A 17,668-nucleotide genomic window follows, 5' to 3' on the forward strand; every position below is an offset into this window, starting at 1 on the left:
CGCTCTATCTTGAATTATCCGAAATCGGAGTTATTATGCTCCTGTATCGGAGAATAGCATGTCCCTCGCGCCCCACTATCCGACGTCTCGCTACGAGCCGTCGCCGCTTCCGGATCTCGCCTCCAAGAGCGAGCGCGAGCGGCTGAGCCCGTCGGCCATCAAGGCGTTCCTCAATATCATGGCGACGTGGAAGGTGCGTGACGAGGATGCGCGTGCGCTGCTCGGCGGCATCTCCAACGGGCCGTTCTACGAGATGAAGAAGAAGCCGGAGCGCACCCTGGATGCCGATGCGCTGACGCGGGCCTCGTATCTGGTCGGCATCTTCAAGGCGCTGAACATCCTTTATTCCGAGAAGCTCGCGGACGCCTGGGTGCAGCGGCCGAACAGCAACCGCATCTTCGGCGGCCAGACGCCGCTCGGCTTCATGATCCGGGGCGGCTTGCCGGCAATGCAGACGGTGCGCCGGCTGCTCGATGCGCGGCGGGGCGGGGCGTGATCCCGCCGACTACGCTCGTCCGCCGCAACGACACCCACCGCCTGATCCCCTCGAAATACAGCGAGGGCGGCGACAGCGTGTTGACGCGCATCGCGGATGACGATGCGCATCTCGCCGACATCTTCGATCTCGACAACGCCACCAACGATCGCCTCATTGCCGAGAACAACCTGCTGCCCGGCATCGGCATCGATGAACTGGTGTTCGGCGTGCCGTATTTTCGCATCGTCAACGCCGCGTTCTGCCACGCCCACCCGCAGGGCAGCCGCTTCAACGGGCCGGATCGCGGCGCCTGGTATGCGGCGTTCGCGGTAGAAACCTCGCAAGCGGAGATCGCCTATCACAAAGCGATCGAGCTTGCAGAGGTGGACTGGTTCGAGGAAGAGGTGACCTACGACGATTACCTCGCCGACTTCAGCGCACAATTCCACGACATCTGTGGCGCCGAGTCCTCAGAGATTGAGGCCTGCCTCGCTCCGGACAGCTACCTCGCCTCGCAGGATCTGGCACTGCGCCTGTTCGATGCGGGCTCGCTCGGCATCGTCTATCCCAGTGTCCGCCATGCGCGCGGTACCTGCATTGCCTGCTTCCGCCCGGCGCTGGTGATGAATGTGCGCAAGGGCCCGACGTATCGCTTTGTGTGGGACGGGCGAGGCCTGCCGGAGGTTTTGGCGGTTTAATGCTGGCGCATACGGTAGCATCATGATGCTGCGGCGATACGTGCAAAACCTTGTAAAGTTTCAGCCTGTGTTGGTTTGTCGCATCGCCGTGCTACGCTGACCGCAAGGATGGGGCTGCCTTCCTCGAACGAGCCTTTCTCGAAGCAGGAGCGGTACAATGAACGTGGCAAGGACCGCCGCGCGAGAGATGGTTCGGCATCTAATCTACAAGACGGGCTCCTACGACATCATTACCCGGTTTCGAGCCTGGAGAGGCCGGGCGTCGGAGCACCTCAACGGCGCCGACCTGAAGTCCCGCTTCGAGGCGATCTACGATACCGGCGTCTGGCAGCAGGGCTGGCATGAAGCGACGCCGGGCTCAGGCGCAGGATCATCCGTTGCAGCGACGGTCGCACTTCGCGAGGCTCTCCCGTCGCTGCTGAACGATCTCAACGCCAAGACGCTGCTCGATGTCGGCTGCGGCGATTTCTCCTGGATGCAGCATGTGAGCATCGGACAGCGCTACATCGGAATCGACGTGGTCGGGTCCGTCATCGAGACCAACGCCAGGCTCTACGGGCAGCCCGGCCGAGAATTCCGCAACGGCGATGCGACCGTCGACGAGCTTCCGGACGCCGATGTCGTGTTATGCCGCGAGGTGCTGTTTCACCTGTCGTTCGTCGACATCCGGAAGCTTCTCAGAAACGTCCTGTCCAAGAAGCGATCGTATCTGATCACGACCAGCGACCGTCTGACGACTTTCAATTCCGACATTCCGACCGGTGATTTTCGCCTGCTGAATGTGGAGGCGAGGCCGCTGAAATTTCCGCCGCCGGACATCGTGATCGACGACTCCGCGGTGTTTTCCCGCCGCATCATCGGCGTCTGGGACGCGAGCCGCCTCAGCGGAATTCTGCGGGGGCGCTGACGTTCGCCCTGCATGCTGCGTCATGGCCGGGACACAAGCCCGGCCATGACGTCATGCTTCGGAGTAACTTCTCAGGACAATAATGGGCCGACGCTAAGCGCTCACGTCCCCGCCTTCTTCTCCGGCAGCGGCTGTACTGCGGCGCCGGGGCCGATCTTCTGCAGGTTGCCGGTGATGATCTGGTCGCCTTCGGCCACGCCCTTGGTGATGGTGACGAACTCTCCCTCGGTCGGGCCCACCGAGACGATGCGCTGGTCGACCTTGTTGCCTTCGCCGATCACATAGACGTACTTGCCGAGCTGGCTCGAGCCCAGCGCGATCTGCGGCACCAGCAGCGCGTCCGGCTGTTCACCGAGCTTCAGGCGGATGCGGGCGTATTGTCCCGGCAGCAGCGAGAAGTCCGGATTGCCGACGGTGGCGCGCGCGGTGATGGTGCCGGTCGAGCGGTCCACCGTGTTGTCCAGGAAGGTGAGCTCGCCATGGTAACGCGGCTCCTTGTCGCCCGGCAGCAGCAACTCGGTCTTGATCTTGCCGGCTGCGCGCGCCTTCTGGATGTCGACGAGATCGCTCTCGCTCGGATTGAAGGTGACGTAGATCGGATCGAGCTGCACCAGCGTGTTGAGCGCCGCGCCCGCGACGTTCATCAGCGTGCCGACCGGGGCCTGGTTGCGGCCGAGCCGGCCGTTGAACGGCGCGCGGATCTGGGTGTAGCTCAGATTGAGCTCGGCGGTGCGGATCGCCGCCTTGTCCGAGGTCAGCGCCGCTTCCGCCTGGTGCAGGGTGCTGGCGCGCTGGTCATAGCTGTCCTTGGAGAGGAAGCCGGTCTTGGCCAGATCCGAGCCGCGGCTGTAGTTCGACTGCGCATAATCCAGCGCCGCCTCGTCGCGCTGCGCCTGGGCCTTGGCCTGATCAAGTGCCGCCTGGTAGTCGCGCGGATCGATCTGGTAGAGCAGGTCGCCTTCCTTGACGTCGGCGCCGTCGGCGGCCGGCTGCGCCTGCACATAGCCGGCGACGCGCGCCTGCAGGGTGACGTTGCGGATCGATTCCGTCCGCGCCGTGTATTCCCTGTAGATCGGGATTGTCTTTTTCACCACCTTGGTCGCCGGTACCGGCATGGCGAAGCCGCCGGGGCTTGCCGCGCCGGCATGATTTTCACCGAGCTGAACGCCGTGCTTTGTCATCACATAGGTGACGGCGATGGCTGCTACCGCAACCACGCCGCCGAGGGCCAATTTCCAACCGCGCATCCCACCAATCTCCCTTTATTCCGCTGCCTCAGGCTTGGCCTGGGCATGATCTTGCGCCGGGCCGTGCGCCGGCGCCGCATCGTCGATGTGCAGCGCGCGCTCCCGGATCTGTTCAATCACTGCATAGAACACCGGCACGAACAGCAGCGTCAGGATTGTCGCCGCCAGCATGCCGCCGAACACCGTGGTGCCGATCGATTGCCGGCTCGCCGCACCTGCGCCAGTCGCGATCATCAGCGGCACCACGCCGAGGATGAAGGCGAACGCCGTCATCAGGATCGGGCGTAGCCGCAGCCGTCCGGCTTCCATCGCCGCCTCCACCACGCCAAGGCCTTCCTCGCGCCGGCGCCTGGCGAACTCGACGATCAGAATCGCGTTCTTGGCAGCGAGGCCGATCAGCATCACGAAGCCGATCTGCGAGTAGACATCGGTCTGCATACCGCGCAGCCAGAGTGCGGCCAGCGCGCCGAACAACGCCAGCGGCACCGCGAGCAGCACCATGAACGGCATTGCCCAGCTCTCGTATTGCGCCGCCAGGATCAGGAACACGAACACCAGAGCGAGCGCGAACACGATGGTTGCGACCGAGCCGGCCTTCTGTTCCTGCAGCGTGATGCCGGTCCATTCATAACCGAAATCCCGCGGCAGCGCGGCTGCCGCCGCACGCTCCATGGCCGCGACCGCCTGTCCCGAGCTGAAGCCCGGTGCCGGACCGCCATTGATCAGCGCGGAGCCGTAGTTGTTGTAGTGCGTCACCGTCTCCGGGCCGACGATCGGCTTCAGTGTGCCCAGCGTGTTCAGCGGGATCATGCCGCCGGCCGAGTTGCGCACATAGAGCCTGGAGATATCGGTCGAGGACGACCGCGCATCCTTGTCGGCCTGCAGGGTGACGCGGAAGGTGCGGCCGAACAGGTTGAAGTCGTTGACGTAGAGCGAGCCCAGATAGATCTGCAGCGTGTTGAAGACGTCAGGCAGATTGAGGCCCAACAGCTTCGCCTTGCTGCGGTCGAGGTCGTAGACGTATTGCGGGGTCGAGGTCGAGAACGACGAGAACAGCTGGTGAGCGTCGAGCTCCGGCTGCTTGCGGGCTTCCGCAATCAGCGCTTGCGTTGCTTCGTTGATCGCCACCGCGCCGTGGTTGTTGAGGTCCTGGATCTGGAATTCGAAACCACCGGTGGTGCCGAGGCCCGGGATCGAGGGCGGCTCGAAACTGAGCACGAACGCCTCCGGCATCTGCAGCAGTTTGGGCCGCACCGATTCCACGATCTTGCTGGCGCTGGTGTGGGCGTTTCGCTCTTCCCACGGTGCCAGGATGGCGAACTCGACCGCTGCGTTGGACTGCGCCGCATTGGTGAGGAAGTTGAAGCCGCTGACCGAGATGACGTGGGAGACGCCGGCCTCCTGCATCAGCTTTTCCTTCACCTTGGCGGCGACCGCGTCGGTACGCTCGAGCGACGAGCCGTCCGGCAGCTGGATCACCACGAAGAAGTAGCCCTGGTCTTCCACCGGCAGGAACGCCGAGGGCACCCGCAGCGACATCACATAAGCCGCGACACCGCCGGCAATGAACAGGGCAAACATGGCCCAGCGCCAGCGCACCAGCGAACGGATGCAGTCGGAATATTTGTGCGACAGCCAGTTGAAGCCGCTGTTGAACCAGCGGAACAGCACGAAGTTCATCGGTGGCCGGTGGCGCAGGAAGGCGGCACTCAGCGCGGGGCTCAGTGTTAACGAGTTGAACGCGGAGATGCCGACTGAGATCGCGACCGTCAGCGCGAACTGGTTATAAAGGCGGCCGGAGACGCCGGGGATGAAGGCCACCGGGATGAACACCGCCATCAGCACCGCGGTGGTGGCGATGATCGGACCAGTGACTTCCTCCATCGCCTTGCGGGCGGCGGCGAGCGGCTTGAGGCCGGCCTCCAATTGCCGCTCGACGTTCTCCACCACCACGATGGCGTCGTCGACCACAAGGCCGATCGCCAGCACCATGCCCAGAAGGCTGAGCATGTTGAGCGAGAAGCCCAGCATCTTCATCACCACCAGGGTGGCGATCAGCGACACCGGAATGGCGATGGTCGGGATGATGGTGGTGCGCCAGTTCTGCAGGAAGATGAACACCACCAGCACGACCAGCACCAGCGCTTCGCCGAGCGTGACCAGCACGTCCTTCATCGCGGCCGAGACGAACCGCGTAGTGTCGTACTTCATCTCGTAGGCGATGCCCTTGGGGAAGCGTTTGGACAGCTCCTCCATCTTCTTGGTGACGTTGTGCTGCAGGTCCAGCGCGTTCGATCCCGCCATCTGGAACACGCCGAGCACGACCGTCGGCTTGTCGCCGGAGAACGTGGTCGAGGAATACAAGAGAGCACCGAGCTCGACCCGGGCGACGTCGCGCAGCCGCACCACCGAGCCGTCGCGCGGATCGGCACGCACCACGATATCCTTGAATTGTTCGGGGTCGTTCAGGCGCCCCAGCGCGTTGACCTGCAGCTCGAACGCCGTGCCGGGCGGCGAGGGCGACTGGCCGATCTTGCCGGCGGCGACCTGCACGTTCTGCTCGGCAATGGCCTGCTGCACGTCGACCGCGGTGATGCCGAGATTGGCGAGCTTGTCCGGATCGAGCCAGACCCGCATCGAATAGCGCCGCTCGCCGAAGATCTGCACGTCGCCGACGCCGGGAATCCGCTTCAGCGGATCTTGGATCTGCAGATAGGCGTAGTTGGAGAGCCCGATCTCGTCGACCGACTTGTCGGGCGAGATCAGATTGACGATCAGCACGAAGTTCGGGTTCTGCTTCTTGATGATGACGCCGGCCTGATTGACGATCGCCGGCAGCACCGGAGCAGCCTGGGAAACGCGGTTCTGCACGTCGACCGCGGCGATATCCAGGGAGTAGCCGACATCAAACGTGATGGTGATGGTGGAGGAGCCGTCGTTCGAACTGGTCGACGACATATAGGCCATGCCCTGCACGCCGTTGATCTGCTGCTCGAGCGGCGTCGTCACCGTGTCGGCGACCACCTGGGCGCTGGCGCCGGGATAGTTCGCACTCACCACCACCTGCGGCGGGGTGATGTCGGGGAATTGCGACACCGGCAGCAGGAAGTAGCAGATGCCTCCGGCCAGAACCATGATGACCGCGATCGCCGATGCGAAGATCGGACGTTGGATAAAGAAATTCACCATGGCTTACTGGATCCACCCGAGCATTTGATTCAGACGTCGTCTTGATTCAGATATCGTCGGCGCGCGCTCCGCTGCGAAGCGGCGGGAGTTGCCGCGAAGCAGCGTTCAATCAGTCCCGCGGAGCGTCGTCGTTCTTGGTTGCGAGGCGGTGAGATGCGGTCCGGCGGGTCGTTTGCGCGACGTGGTTGCGCCGTCGCCGGAGTTTCATCGCGGCCTCGATTACGGCCTTAGATATTGCAGCCTTAGATAGTGATGGTCCCCATGATCCCGCCATACTTACTTTTTGGTGGGTATCATACTTTTTGTATGCTCTTGTCCTGATACAGTATTTGCGGTTCCAAGAAAAGTCCCGACTGCAACTAATCCTCAAGATATCGCCATTGATCGGCCCGAAGTGCGGCGGCATTTCGGCACGGACGTGGTGAGTGCACTCACCTCGATTCGATCGACAGGAAATGCTGTTTCTGTGCGCCGTTTTGAAACTTTCCTGCGCAAGGCAGCGCAAACGCGCCGGGCGCGCGCCAGCGGAAACACCATCCACCCGCCGGGCCGCGCGTCAAACGCAATTTGGATCAAATGCAAAATTGCATTGGCATTCGCATCTTCCATGCGGGAGACGCGGGTCGCGGGATGGACTAGCCGCGTTTCGTTTTGCCGGCGCGCGGCGACTGTTTGCGCAGGCGAGCCTGGTTGACCGCCATCGCCGGGCGTTTGCGCGCACCGCTGCTCCGCTTGCGCAGCGCGGCCCAGTCCAGCAATGCCTGGAACACCGGTCCCAGGGCCTTGCCGGCGGCGGTCATGGTGTATTCGACCTTCGGTGGAATCTGCGGATGCACGATGCGCTCAACGATGCCGTCGCGCTCCAGGTCGCGCAATTGCTGGATCAGCATCTTCTGCGACACGTTCGGGATGGCGCGTTCGAGTTGGGAGAAGCGCAGCACGGCGCCCTCGCAGAGACGGGAGAGGATCACGAGTTTCCAGCGTCCCTCGATGCATTTCAGCGTTGCTTCGAGATCGGCGAGGCAGCCGTTTTGCCGGGCGGAGAGAGATGTGGATTTCGCCGACGTCATGCGCCTGATGTCACCTGTCTGTCTCGACGTTTTGGCGTGCCGGCCCATTTTATGAGCCCGGTTCCCCGTGAGGTAAAGCGCGAATCGGCGGCATTGCACAGCGACCCACGGTTGCTCTCGCTGTGTTGATCCACAGTGCATTCCCGCGACCCTTCCGGAAACTCTCTTGCCGCTAAGGTGTTCTTGATCGGCGATGCCGCCAGCCTGCCGTCGATGCCCTCGATCTGCCCACCTTTTGGGCTTGCCTGGGTGGAGTGCGGCGGCGAGCATTCGGTCGTTGCGCGCAGGGGCGATCGATATCGAATGCCGCGCGGGCGTATCGGAGACGATTTTCGGGGACACACTTTCGGGGACGCGTATCGGGGACATGTAGCCAAACTGTAGCGAACGAGCAGGAAGGTCGGAACCCATGCACAACCGCATCAACGTGTTCAGCATTCTGTCCATGATCACGCTGACCACAGTCACCTCCGGATTCATCTACGGCCTGTCCGGCACCTCCACCGCCCATGCCGGCGACAATCGCGGCACCGAGGCGCAACAACTGGCTTGCACGCCCGACGTGTTCCGACTCTGCGGCAGCCAGATCCCCGACGCCGATCGCATCGTGGTGTGCCTGCGCCAGAACATGACCTCGCTGAGCGGCGGCTGCCGTGCGGTGTTCGACGCCGAAGCCAGCGTGCAGCAGGCCGAGAAGCCGGCTGAGCGCACCACCGTCGCCGGCAAATCCCAGCGCACGGCGCAGCCGAAAGTGATGCGCGGGCCGCCGCCGGCACCGGCTGCAGCACCGCTTCCGGCGCGGCCCGCCGAGCAGGATCCCGACAGCGACGAGTAGATCCCCAATCGGGAACGGAGCTCATCGTTTCAGCTGCATCGTTAGCGTCTGGCACCGACCTCGTTCGCGCTTCCAGCTCGCGCGTTCGATCCGAGCGGCGCGAGCGACAACAGATCGCAACAAATCGAAATGTTGGTTGGAACAAGCAGGCGTGATGTTCCACGTGGAACAAAATCGGGGATGTCGGCATTGCCGAACCGAAGCTGCGATGCGGCATGCGGAGGGAAAACGATGCGAACCTTGTTCGGGATGATCCTGGGCTGTCTGCTCACGATTGCGGTGGTTTACATGCACGACACGACGGCGACCTCGACGGTCGCGAACGGACCTGCGACCGCGCAGCAGGCCCAGATCGTCAACTGGGATGTGGCGGCGCACGAGTGGGGCCGGGTGAGCGACAGGATTCGCCTGGCGTGGACCAGGCTGACCGCGAATGTCGGGTAACCGGTACCTGCAGACTTTCGGTTAGCAGCGATATCCTAAAGCAAACAACATAAAGAGAATCGCTGAAAAGCGGCCTGCGCGCGCGGGCCGCTTTTTTATGGTGGGAACCAAGACAGCAGTGCGCGGTTGTCGGATCGATTTTTTGTTTTGACGCGTTTTCTTCACGCAAACCGGGGGCACTTTGCTTGAAAACGCTTTGGTTATCGCGCGACAGCAAGCGATCGCCCTGCCGTGGTCGCAATCCATATTCCGGCGAACACCGTGACAAGACCCAGCGCCAGATTCCAGCGGATCGGCTCGGTCAGCAGCAGCGCGCCCACCATCGCGGCGGTGATCGGATTGACGGTGACTGAGATGGCCACCCGGGTCGGTGTGGTGTGGGCCAGCGCGAAGGCCCATAGAAAGAACGTGATGGCGCTGCCGAACAGGCCGAGATAGCCGATCGCCAGCCATTGCGCCGTGTCGAAATTCATCACAGGCGCAAAGCCGCCGCGGGCCAGCGAGATCGTCATCAGGACGCAGGAGCCGGCCGCCATGCCCATGATGGTGAAGGCAATCGCGCCCGCGCGCCGGATGAAGGGTTTCGACCAGACATTATAGAGCGCCATGCACAGCGCGGCGCCGACCATCAGGAGATCGCCGCGCCAGGCCCCGGCCGGCGCCGAGGCAATGTCGGACACCAGCGCGACTGCGACGCCGCATGTCGCGAGCAACACGCCGATGGTCTTGCGGCCGGTCAGCGGCTCGATCCGCAGCAGCGCGCCGGCCACCATGGTGAGCAGCGGCAGCGTCGACAGCGCGAGCGCACCGCGGGCCGAGGTGGTGAACAGCAGCGAGGCGTTGAACAGCACCGGAAACAGGCCGAAGAACAGCAGCCCGAGCCCCGCGATGCCCAGCCAGTCACGGGGCGGCGGTGGTTGTTCGCCGCGCACCAGTGCGATCGGCAGCAGCAGGATGAAGCCGATGCCGAACCGGAAGGCGCCGAGCACCAGCGGGTCGCAGGCGCCCACCACATAGCGGGTGGCCGCGACAGATGTTCCGCCCAGCGCGCTCGACGCCACCGCCGCCAGCACGCCCCAGATTTCAGTCATCAATTGCCCCGCCCTTCGCGTAAGGCGAACCCGCCGTTATGGGTGCCGAATGGTGGATTAAGCTGCGCACGGCGTCATATCTCCTCATGGTGAGGAGCGCGGCACGCGCGTCTCGAACCATGAGGCCCCGAGTTGCGGCACCAGTGGCCTCGTCCTTCGAGACGGCGCTTCGCGCCTCCTCAGGATGAGGAGATAGTTTGCATATGACGCAGCAGAACTCATCCGCCATTCGAGCTTGTGCGAACCGTAGTACAGATGGATAATCAGGAAATGGAATTTATCTGATAGTTCTTATCAAGGATCGTGATGACGTTCCCGGTACTGGACCTCGATCTGCTGAAGGCTTTTGTCGCGGTCGCCGACCAGCGTTCGTTCACCCGCGCGGCGGCGACGCTCAATCGCACCCAGTCGGCGGTGAGCATGCAGATCAAGCGCCTGGAAGATCGCCTCGGCGCGGAGCTGCTGGCGCGCACCAGGGTGCAGGTCGATCTCACCGTGGCGGGCGAGGGCCTGCTGGGGTATGCGCGGCGCATGCTGGTGCTGAACGAGGAGGCGGTCGGGCGGCTGCACGCGCACCGGATCGAGGGCCGGGTGCGGCTCGGCGTGATGGACGACTACGGCGCGGTGGTGGTGCCGCCGCTGCTCGCAAGCTTCATCGGCGGTTATCCGCGCATCCATGTGGAGATGGAAACCGGCCTCACCGGCAATATGACCGGGCGGCTCGGCAAGGTCTTCGACCTCGTGATCGCGATGCACCCGAAGGGCCGCGGCGATGGCGTGTTCCTGTGCCGCGAGCGGCCGCTGTGGGCGGCTAGCCCTGCGCATCTCGTCGAGACCATCGATCCGCTGCCGGTGGCGCTCTATCCCAAGGGCTGCCTGTTTCGCCAGTGGGCGATGGAGGCGCTGGATAAAGCCAAGCGGCCCTGGCGCCTTGCCTTTGTCAGCCACAGTTCGGCGGCGGTGGAATCGATCGCGGCGCAAGGGCTCGCGATCACCGTATTGAAATCCGGCACCTTCCCGGCGCGGCTGCGTGCGCTATCCCCGCGCCAGCCTGACAGTCTGCCGCGATTGCCGGAGGCCGACATCCGCCTGCATCGGGCGTCCAATCTGTCAAAGCCCGCGTCGCTGCTCGCCGATCATCTGGTCGCGAACTTGCGTGGATGAAGCGTTCCTTGAATGTCGGCTTATTTCCGGGCCGGCTCCTTGGCCGCTGGCGGCGTCAGGATCGCCTTGTACTCGTCGAGCACGGCCTGGATGCGCTGGCATTCGGTGTCGTCGGCGGTGGAGGGGGTCCAGCTCTTGGTCTCCGGCACATAGATGGCGGCGTAAGTCTTGCCGCGCTGGTAGCCTTCGCTGATCCAGCGGCGGTTGTTGCGCGAGAGGTGCTGGTCGATCTGCTTCAGCATCGGCTCCACCTGGCCCTTGGTGATCTGGTCGTGCTGCTCGCACACCGCGGCGGCCGCAAAAAACGAGCCGGCGCTGATCGATGTCTCCCGCGACATCTCGGCCGATGCGGGGGCGGGGCCGGCAGCGAGAAGGACGATCGCGACCATCAGGCTGCGGCAGGCAAAACGGGCCGTGGTCGCGCGCAGTCTCATGGTGCGATGTCCCATCCCTCAGTCACAGTGCCGTTCAGGGAACGGAAAGGTCAAGGCGACAGGTCGATCTCGGGTGCCGGCCGCCCGGGTGTGCCGTCCTTGGGGATAACGCGGAGCTGCCGCGCGGCATCGGCATTGCCGAACATGCAGGCCATGGTCGGCTCCGCCACTGCCGACATCACCTGATCGATCAGCGGGCGCTTGGCTGATGGCAGCAGCGAGCCAAAGATGGTGGGCACGCCGCGCTCGGTGATTCCGTAGAGCACAGCGTCGACCATCTCCATGTCGCCGGTTGTGTCGCGGAGGGTATCGCGAATTTGGGCCTGCAGGCAGTCGCAGATGCTTTCCGGGTGCATATAGCGCTGAACCATGAACGGCGCGCACAGCCGGATGAACTCGCCGCGCGGATCCGGCATTTGCGACAGCTTTTGCGCGTCCGCCCAAGCCGGCATCGAGACGGCAAGCACACAGAGTCCGGCGCAGGCGAGCAGGGATTTCAGCACGAGGTACCCGTAACGACAGCGATCTCAATAAGCAACCGAGGCAACAAACCGAGGCAAGAAACCGAGGCAAAAACCGAAGTGCAGGCGGGTGCCACGCGCCCGGGCCGGCCCTCCCGATTCCGGGAGATTTGGCCCGCATTGAGCCTAACGTCGTTGCTGCTGGCAATAAAACTTATTGGGGAGAGCGGCCGTGGCGGCCACTCTCGGAGATGAATTTCTCAGGGATGAATTTCATGTTGAACCAACTCCGTCATCCTGAGGTGCGAGCCCTGCGGCGCTCTTGCGCCGCTGGGCAAGCCTCGAAGGATGGACAGGCCGATTCTATCTAAGCATTGGCCGTCGTCCTTCGAGGGCCGCGCTACGCACGGCCACCTCAGGATGACGGATTACGTTGATCGAACCATGCCTCATCCCGCTCTAGTGTGGTGGTTCAGAAGTTCGCTCCACCGTTGCCGCGAGTCCTTCGAGCGAACTTCTGAACCAAAGACCACACTAGAATCATATATTTGCTAGTGTCCTTATCGAATCCGAAGTTCGCTCCGAAGATGCGGTTGAGTGATGCGAACTTCGGATTCGGGACACTAGGCCCTGAAGATGGTCAGTCCCAGCAGCAGCACGATGAAGATCGCGGCGAATACATAGAAGAGGAAACGCGCGATGTCGGCCGACACCACCGACACGCCGGTGAAGCCGAGCAGTCCGGCAATGATCGACACCACCAGGAAAATGAGGGCCCATTTCAATATCGTCATCGTCCGTCTCCAGTCCGTCACAAGGCGGGAGAGCAACAATTCACGCAGGCCAAGGTTCCATGCTGGAGCGCGGTCGCGACGACGAGGCGACGTCTCAAGCCGATCCCGCAGTCATGGTCAAGACGGTGCGCCGGGTGCTGTCGTCCGCGGGCCAGGCACGTTCGACGTCCGACAACGGCACCGGCGTGGCTGCGATCTTGAATCCGCCGGGCACGGTCGCCTGCAGCACGGCGGCGACGCAGTGGATCAGGCGATCGGGCGGCACGCTGCCGAGACCGCTGCCCATCAGCGTGATCGCCGATGCGCGAAGCGCCGCGCCCGGCAGCGTGATGTCGGATCCGCTTGCGGCGCCGACCTGAACGAAGCGGATGGGCACGGCATCGGCGCCGGCCTTGGCGGCGGCAATCAGCAGGCGCTCCGCGCTCGGTCCCCAGAGATAGTCGATGACGACATCGACGCCCGCGGCGAACTGCTGCCTGAAGCTGTCCTCGAGCGCGGTCTCGTCGCCACTGAGGGGGATCGTCACGTCGGCGCCAAGGGCCGCGAGCGATGCGAGGGCCTCGGCGTTGCGGCCGGTGGCGATCACTTTTTTGGCCCCGAGATATTTGGCGATCTGCACGGCCAGGCGGCCCGACGTTCCCGTGGCGCCATTGACCAGCACGGTTTCGCCGGCTTTGAGCCGGGCCCGCTCCGTGAAGGCGGCCCAGGACGATAGGCCGGGATTGGCGATGGCTGCGGCGGTGATGTCGTCGAGGTCATCGGGCAGCGGCAGGCAGCGCACCGACGGCACCACGGTTCGCTCTGCCATGCTGCCATACGGCGCGTTCGGCATCAGGAAATACACCCGGCGTCCGTTTTCGCATCGTCCCACGCCATCGATGCCGACCACGAAGGGAAGCCGGCCCGAGGAGCTGTAGTGCGTGCCCGAGGCCCGGCTCTTGACCACATGGCTGATGGCGGCGGCGGTGACGGCGATACGACTCTCGCCCGACGTGGCCACCGGCTCGGCGAAATCTCCGTACACGGGCGATAACCCGGTTTGCAAAACGATCGCGGCTTTCATGACGATGTCCCTTTCGGTTCTCTCATATATGTGCATAATACACATATATGGAGGTCGCTGATGCCGTCAACAAAGAATGTGCAAAATACACATATACGTGACCAGCTCCGCCAGCTTCACGGGGCCGTGCTCGATATCGTCGGGGTCATGAACCGGCCGCAGCGCGACGAGGTGCTGATCAAGGCGGCGGGAATTCCGCTGGACCGGGCGCTGTTTCCGCTGCTGGTCGGCATCGAGCGGTTCGGGCCGATCGGCGTGGTGGAGATGGCCGACCGCACCGGGCGCGACTACACCACCGTCAGCCGCCAGATCGCGAAACTCGAAAGCCTGGACCTGGTGACGCGCCAGGGCAGCGCCACCGATCGCCGCGTGCGCGAGGCCGTCATCACCGCGAAAGGCAAGGCGATGACCAATCTCGTCGACGCCGCGCGCGAACGGATCGGCCGCGCCATCTTCGCGTCATGGGACGCCCCCGACATCGCCGAGCTGGTGCGGCTGATGCGAAAGTTCGCGGATGCCGTGAAGGAAGAGCCGCCGGTTGGGTCATGAGCATTCGTTTTGAACCAGGCCATGCTGCCGTGAAGACCGGGATTGGATGGATCGCGGCCTGTCCGTGTCTTGCGATCGGAAGGGACAGGCCGCCGTCAGAGGGCGCTATTCAGCGGCAAAAACAGGTCCGCGACCGCCTCATGATCCGGCACCTCCGGAAAGAAGCTCAGCCGCTGGCAATAGATCGGGAAGTCGCGTGCCTCCTCGCCGCTGGCCGGAAGCCAGTCGCGATAAAGGTAGAGCGCGGCGGGCTCCAGATTGTGGGTGTTGCCGACCACGCGGAGCACCGCGCAGCGTCCGCCGGGGATCTCGCCGGCTTTGATCTCTTCGCCGTTCGCCGCGATCGGTTGCTCAGTCCCGACACAAAGGTCGATGCTATAATCGGCAGGCGACGCAGGACGTCGCTCGGAACGCCAGACAGTGAAGGTCTGATATGTGCTGGGGTGCAGGCCTGCGGCCTTGCGCCATGCGATGAAGCGCTGGAGGGTGGCGCCCAGCGTCGCCGGGTCGCCCCGATGCTGCATGATCGCCACCGGTGTCGGGGGCACATCGCGAATGGTCACGTCCTCAGTAGTAAAAGTCGTCTGCATGAGCTTGCTCCTGGCGTTGTCGAGAGGCCCGAAGGCCGCAAGCCACGGCTCCCAGTCGGGAGATTTCCGGAACGACGACGGCGACTGCCCGAACAGTTGCCGAAAGGCGCGGGCGAAGGCATCCGGTGCATCGTAACCGGCATCCATCGCGATGTCCGTGACGCTCTCGGCGTCCCTGTGGGCCAGCCGGTATGAAGCGTGCTTCATGCGGGCAAGCTGGACATAGCGATGCACGGACAGCCCGAAGGTTGCCGTGAACTGCCGGTGAAAATGATACTTCGAATAGGCTGCGATGCTGCTCAGCGTTTCCAGGTCCAGATCGTCGTCCAGATGCCGGTCGATGTGATCCAGCACCCGCTGCATCCGGGCATGGTAGTTTTGCAGCGCCGCCTTCATCGTTCTGTTCTCCGTGGCGGCACCAGTTCATCGCTGATAGCCGTGACGCGCTCGACCGATCTTGCGGTTTTGTCAGAGCTCGTAGACCGGATGAGCGAAGCGATATCCGGGAACTCCGAAGCGATCCAACCCGGATGTCGCGCGTCGCGCTCATCCGGGCTACGCGCTGCGTATTCTCACCTACCGCCACATCCCGCGCATCCGTGCGCCGATGTCGACCCGCGGCACGGCGTTTGACGTGCGCGCCTTGGGCGGGATCGCGGCGGGCCAGCTTGCGCGCTCGAACAAGGAGAGCAGCGCGCTCGGGATGAAACGGGTGCGCGCGGCATAGACATGCCGGTCGCCCTTGGCGGCCTGGTTGTGGGTGAAGAAGCGCTGCGGCACCATCAAATGAAGATCGTCCCTGGCGCGGGTCATCGCCACATAAAGCAGGCGGCGCTCTTCTTCCAGTTCGGCCGAGGTGCCGGCGCCGAGATCGGACGGCATGCAGCCGTCGACCACATTGAGCACATAGACCGATTTCCATTCCTGGCCCTTGGCGGAATGGATGGTGGAGAGGATCAGATAATCCTCGTCGCGCAGCGGCACGCCTGACTCGTCGCTGGTGGCATCGGGCGGATCGAGCGTCAGTTCGGTGAGGAAACGTTCGCGCGAGGGATAACCGCTGGCGATCTGCTCCAGCTGGATCAGGTCGGCATGACGGGTGATGTTGTCGTCATGGATGCGCGTGAGATGCGGCTCATACCAGGCGCGGGCGCGCTCCAGCTCCGCCGGCCAGCCGAGGTCGCCACGCCGCAGATCCATCATCGTGTCGACGAAGCTGTGCCAGTCCTCGCCCGCACGCGGCGGCGCGGGCAGCGACGCAAGCGCGGTAACGGGATCGAACGTCTCCGCCATCCGCTCCAGCACCCGGTGCGCTGACGTCGGCCCGATGCCGGGGATCAAATGCAGCACGCGGAAGCCGGCGACACGGTCGCGCGGGTTCTCGGCAAAGCGCAGCAGCGCCAGCACGTCTTTCACGTGCGAAGCGTCGAGGAATTTGAGCCCGCCGAACTTGACGAAGGGAATGTTGCGACGGGTCAGCTCCACCTCGAGCGGCCCGCTGTGGCTGGAGGTGCGGAACAGGATCGCCTGCTGCTTCAGCGTAGTGCCGCTTTCGCGCCGCTCCAGCACACGCTCGACAATGCAGCGCGCCTGGTCCGCCTCGTCGCGCACGGCGACGAGCTGCGGCCGTGCCGGCGAAGCGCGATCCGTCCAGAGATTCTTGGTGAAGCGCTCGCGCGCCAAACCGATGACGGCATTGGCGGCGGCGAGGATCGGCTGGGTCGAGCGATAGTTGCGCTCCAGCGTCACGATGGCGGCGGGTGGGCTGAAGCGGGTGGGAAAATCCAGGATGTTGCGCACGGTGGCGGCGCGGAAGGCGTAGATCGATTGCGCGTCGTCGCCCACCACCGTGAGGCCATGGCCGCCGGGTTTCAGCGCCAGCAGGATCGAGGCCTGCAGCGCGTTGGTGTCTTGATATTCGTCCACCAGCACATGGTCGAAGCGGTCGCCGAGATCCTGCGCGATGGCCGGCTCCGCCGCCATCTGCGCCCAGTACAAGAGCAAGTCGTCGTAATCGAGCACGTTTTGCCGCTGCTTCGCCTCCACATAGGCGGCGAACAGGTCTTTCAGTTCCTCCGCCCACTCGGCACACCACGGAAACGTCGCGCCCAGCACCGGGCCGATCGGCATCCGTGCATTGACGCAGCGCGAATAGATCGCGAGGCACGTCGCCTTGGTGGGAAAACGGTTCTCGGTTTTCGACAGGCCCAGTTCGTGCCGCACCAGGTTGATCAGGTCGGCGGAATCCTCGCGGTCGTGGATGGTGAACGCCGGATCGAGGCCAATTTGCTCGGCATAGTCGCGCAGCAGACGCGCGCCGATGCCATGAAAGGTGCCGGCCCAGCTCAGCGCATCGGTCATGATGCCGGCATCCTTGCCGATCACCTGCCGCGCAATCCGCTCCACCCGCCGGCTCATCTCGACGGCGGCGCGGCGCGAAAACGTCATCAAGAGGATGCGCCGGGGATCGGCGCGGTTGACGATCAGATGCGCCACGCGATGCGCCAGCGTGTTGGTCTTGCCGGAGCCCGCGCCGGCGATCACCAGCAGCGGCCCGCCAATGGTTGTGTCGCCGGAGACGCCATGCTCCACGGCGCGCCGCTGTTCCGGATTGAGGGCGTCGAGATAGGCGGCGGCGGGCACGGCGAATCATT

17 protein-coding genes are annotated in these 17,668 nt (G+C 64.0%); 7 read left to right on the forward strand and 10 right to left on the reverse strand.

The features are described from left to right. The first annotated feature begins 58 nt into the window (after window positions 1–58). From RS897_RS22715 to RS897_RS22725, 3 genes are all read left to right on the forward strand, one after another. Complete coding sequence (locus RS897_RS22715) at window positions 59–496, forward strand: MbcA/ParS/Xre antitoxin family protein (protein ID WP_315830972.1); 438 nt, start codon at window positions 59–61, stop codon at window positions 494–496. Next, window positions 493–1,176, forward strand: a complete 684-nt coding sequence (locus tag RS897_RS22720; RefSeq protein ID WP_315830973.1) for an RES family NAD+ phosphorylase — start codon at window positions 493–495, stop codon at window positions 1,174–1,176. The genes RS897_RS22715 and RS897_RS22720 overlap by 4 nt, the downstream gene beginning before the upstream one ends. Before the next feature lie 157 nt (window positions 1,177–1,333). Further along, window positions 1,334–2,083 (forward strand): class I SAM-dependent methyltransferase, encoded by a 750-nt coding sequence (locus tag RS897_RS22725; RefSeq protein WP_315830974.1) that lies wholly within the window; start codon window positions 1,334–1,336, stop codon window positions 2,081–2,083. Window positions 2,084–2,184: 101 nt separating this feature from the next. Here the strand turns inward: RS897_RS22725 and RS897_RS22730 are convergent, their stop codons facing one another. The 3 genes from RS897_RS22730 to RS897_RS22740 all read right to left on the reverse strand — a co-directional run bounded on the left by RS897_RS22730 (window position 2,185) and on the right by RS897_RS22740 (window position 7,589). Further along, window positions 2,185–3,330, reverse strand: a complete 1,146-nt coding sequence (locus RS897_RS22730) for an efflux RND transporter periplasmic adaptor subunit (RefSeq protein WP_315830975.1) — start codon at window positions 3,328–3,330, stop codon at window positions 2,185–2,187. Between the two features lie 15 nt (window positions 3,331–3,345). Then, complete coding sequence (locus RS897_RS22735; protein WP_315830976.1) at window positions 3,346–6,519, reverse strand: efflux RND transporter permease subunit; 3,174 nt, start codon at window positions 6,517–6,519, stop codon at window positions 3,346–3,348. 635 nt (window positions 6,520–7,154) lie between these two features. Continuing rightward, the gene (locus RS897_RS22740; protein ID WP_315830977.1) at window positions 7,155–7,589 is read right to left on the reverse strand and encodes a winged helix-turn-helix transcriptional regulator; all 435 of its coding nucleotides are present in this window, start codon (window positions 7,587–7,589) and stop codon (window positions 7,155–7,157) included. A gap of 409 nt (window positions 7,590–7,998) precedes the next feature. On the opposite strand from RS897_RS22740, the gene RS897_RS22745 reads away from it, so the two are divergent. After that, window positions 7,999–8,424 carry a hypothetical protein gene (locus RS897_RS22745; protein ID WP_315830978.1) on the forward strand — a complete coding sequence of 142 codons (426 nt, stop codon included), beginning with the start codon at window positions 7,999–8,001 and terminating at the stop codon, window positions 8,422–8,424. Between the two features lie 231 nt (window positions 8,425–8,655). Further along, complete coding sequence (locus RS897_RS22750; protein ID WP_315830979.1) at window positions 8,656–8,868, forward strand: hypothetical protein; 213 nt, start codon at window positions 8,656–8,658, stop codon at window positions 8,866–8,868. A 200-nt stretch (window positions 8,869–9,068) separates the two neighbouring features. Here RS897_RS22750 and RS897_RS22755 read toward each other — a convergent pair whose 3' ends face one another. After that, window positions 9,069–9,959 (reverse strand): DMT family transporter, encoded by an 891-nt coding sequence (locus tag RS897_RS22755; RefSeq protein ID WP_315830980.1) that lies wholly within the window; start codon window positions 9,957–9,959, stop codon window positions 9,069–9,071. Between the two features lie 306 nt (window positions 9,960–10,265). Here RS897_RS22755 and RS897_RS22760 point away from each other — a divergent pair, with 306 nt between their 5' ends. Beyond that, window positions 10,266–11,123, forward strand: coding sequence for a LysR family transcriptional regulator (locus tag RS897_RS22760; protein WP_315830981.1), 858 nt, complete (start codon window positions 10,266–10,268; stop codon window positions 11,121–11,123). Window positions 11,124–11,143: 20 nt separating this feature from the next. On the opposite strand, the gene RS897_RS22765 is transcribed toward RS897_RS22760, so the two are convergent. The 4 genes from RS897_RS22765 to RS897_RS22780 form a co-directional block, all read right to left on the reverse strand. Continuing rightward, window positions 11,144–11,557 (reverse strand): hypothetical protein, encoded by a 414-nt coding sequence (locus RS897_RS22765; protein ID WP_315830982.1) that lies wholly within the window; start codon window positions 11,555–11,557, stop codon window positions 11,144–11,146. Window positions 11,558–11,607: 50 nt separating this feature from the next. Next, the gene (locus RS897_RS22770) at window positions 11,608–12,024 is read right to left on the reverse strand and encodes a hypothetical protein (RefSeq protein WP_315830983.1); all 417 of its coding nucleotides are present in this window, start codon (window positions 12,022–12,024) and stop codon (window positions 11,608–11,610) included. A gap of 617 nt (window positions 12,025–12,641) precedes the next feature. Then, complete coding sequence (locus RS897_RS22775) at window positions 12,642–12,812, reverse strand: DUF1328 domain-containing protein (protein WP_315830984.1); 171 nt, start codon at window positions 12,810–12,812, stop codon at window positions 12,642–12,644. Between the two features lie 94 nt (window positions 12,813–12,906). Continuing rightward, window positions 12,907–13,836, reverse strand: coding sequence for a quinone oxidoreductase family protein (locus RS897_RS22780; RefSeq protein WP_315830985.1), 930 nt, complete (start codon window positions 13,834–13,836; stop codon window positions 12,907–12,909). A 99-nt stretch (window positions 13,837–13,935) separates the two neighbouring features. Here RS897_RS22780 and RS897_RS22785 point away from each other — a divergent pair, with 99 nt between their 5' ends. Continuing rightward, the gene (locus tag RS897_RS22785; protein WP_315830986.1) at window positions 13,936–14,424 is read left to right on the forward strand and encodes a MarR family winged helix-turn-helix transcriptional regulator; all 489 of its coding nucleotides are present in this window, start codon (window positions 13,936–13,938) and stop codon (window positions 14,422–14,424) included. Between the two features lie 95 nt (window positions 14,425–14,519). Here the strand turns inward: RS897_RS22785 and RS897_RS22790 are convergent, their stop codons facing one another. Both RS897_RS22790 and RS897_RS22795 read right to left on the reverse strand, forming a co-directional pair. Beyond that, complete coding sequence (locus tag RS897_RS22790) at window positions 14,520–15,410, reverse strand: AraC family transcriptional regulator (RefSeq protein WP_315830987.1); 891 nt, start codon at window positions 15,408–15,410, stop codon at window positions 14,520–14,522. Window positions 15,411–15,590: 180 nt separating this feature from the next. Next, a complete protein-coding gene (locus RS897_RS22795; RefSeq protein ID WP_315830988.1) occupies window positions 15,591–17,657 on the reverse strand; it encodes an ATP-dependent helicase in 2,067 nt (688 codons plus the stop codon). Between the last annotated feature and the right edge of the window lie 11 nt (window positions 17,658–17,668).

Source organism: Bradyrhizobium prioriisuperbiae, from assembly GCF_032397745.1.
GTDB classification, from domain to species: domain Bacteria; phylum Pseudomonadota; class Alphaproteobacteria; order Rhizobiales; family Xanthobacteraceae; genus Bradyrhizobium_A; species Bradyrhizobium_A prioriisuperbiae.

Bases quoted from the DNA above. Each gene is read 5' to 3' on its own strand.
- RS897_RS22785 (WP_315830986.1), top strand. From the start codon at position 13,936: ATGCCGTCAACAAAGAATGTGCAAAATACACATATACGTGACCAGCTC.
- RS897_RS22790 (WP_315830987.1), bottom strand. From the start codon at position 15,410: ATGAAGGCGGCGCTGCAAAACTACCATGCCCGGATGCAGCGGGTGCTG.
- RS897_RS22745 (WP_315830978.1), top strand. From the start codon at position 7,999: ATGCACAACCGCATCAACGTGTTCAGCATTCTGTCCATGATCACGCTG.
- RS897_RS22715 (WP_315830972.1), top strand. From the start codon at position 59: ATGTCCCTCGCGCCCCACTATCCGACGTCTCGCTACGAGCCGTCGCCG.
- RS897_RS22735 (WP_315830976.1), bottom strand. From the start codon at position 6,519: ATGGTGAATTTCTTTATCCAACGTCCGATCTTCGCATCGGCGATCGCG.
- RS897_RS22725 (WP_315830974.1), top strand. From the start codon at position 1,334: ATGAACGTGGCAAGGACCGCCGCGCGAGAGATGGTTCGGCATCTAATC.
- RS897_RS22740 (WP_315830977.1), bottom strand. From the start codon at position 7,589: ATGACGTCGGCGAAATCCACATCTCTCTCCGCCCGGCAAAACGGCTGC.
- RS897_RS22730 (WP_315830975.1), bottom strand. From the start codon at position 3,330: ATGCGCGGTTGGAAATTGGCCCTCGGCGGCGTGGTTGCGGTAGCAGCC.
- RS897_RS22755 (WP_315830980.1), bottom strand. From the start codon at position 9,959: ATGACTGAAATCTGGGGCGTGCTGGCGGCGGTGGCGTCGAGCGCGCTG.
- RS897_RS22775 (WP_315830984.1), bottom strand. From the start codon at position 12,812: ATGACGATATTGAAATGGGCCCTCATTTTCCTGGTGGTGTCGATCATT.
- RS897_RS22750 (WP_315830979.1), top strand. From the start codon at position 8,656: ATGCGAACCTTGTTCGGGATGATCCTGGGCTGTCTGCTCACGATTGCG.
- RS897_RS22765 (WP_315830982.1), bottom strand. From the start codon at position 11,557: ATGAGACTGCGCGCGACCACGGCCCGTTTTGCCTGCCGCAGCCTGATG.
- RS897_RS22760 (WP_315830981.1), top strand. From the start codon at position 10,266: ATGACGTTCCCGGTACTGGACCTCGATCTGCTGAAGGCTTTTGTCGCG.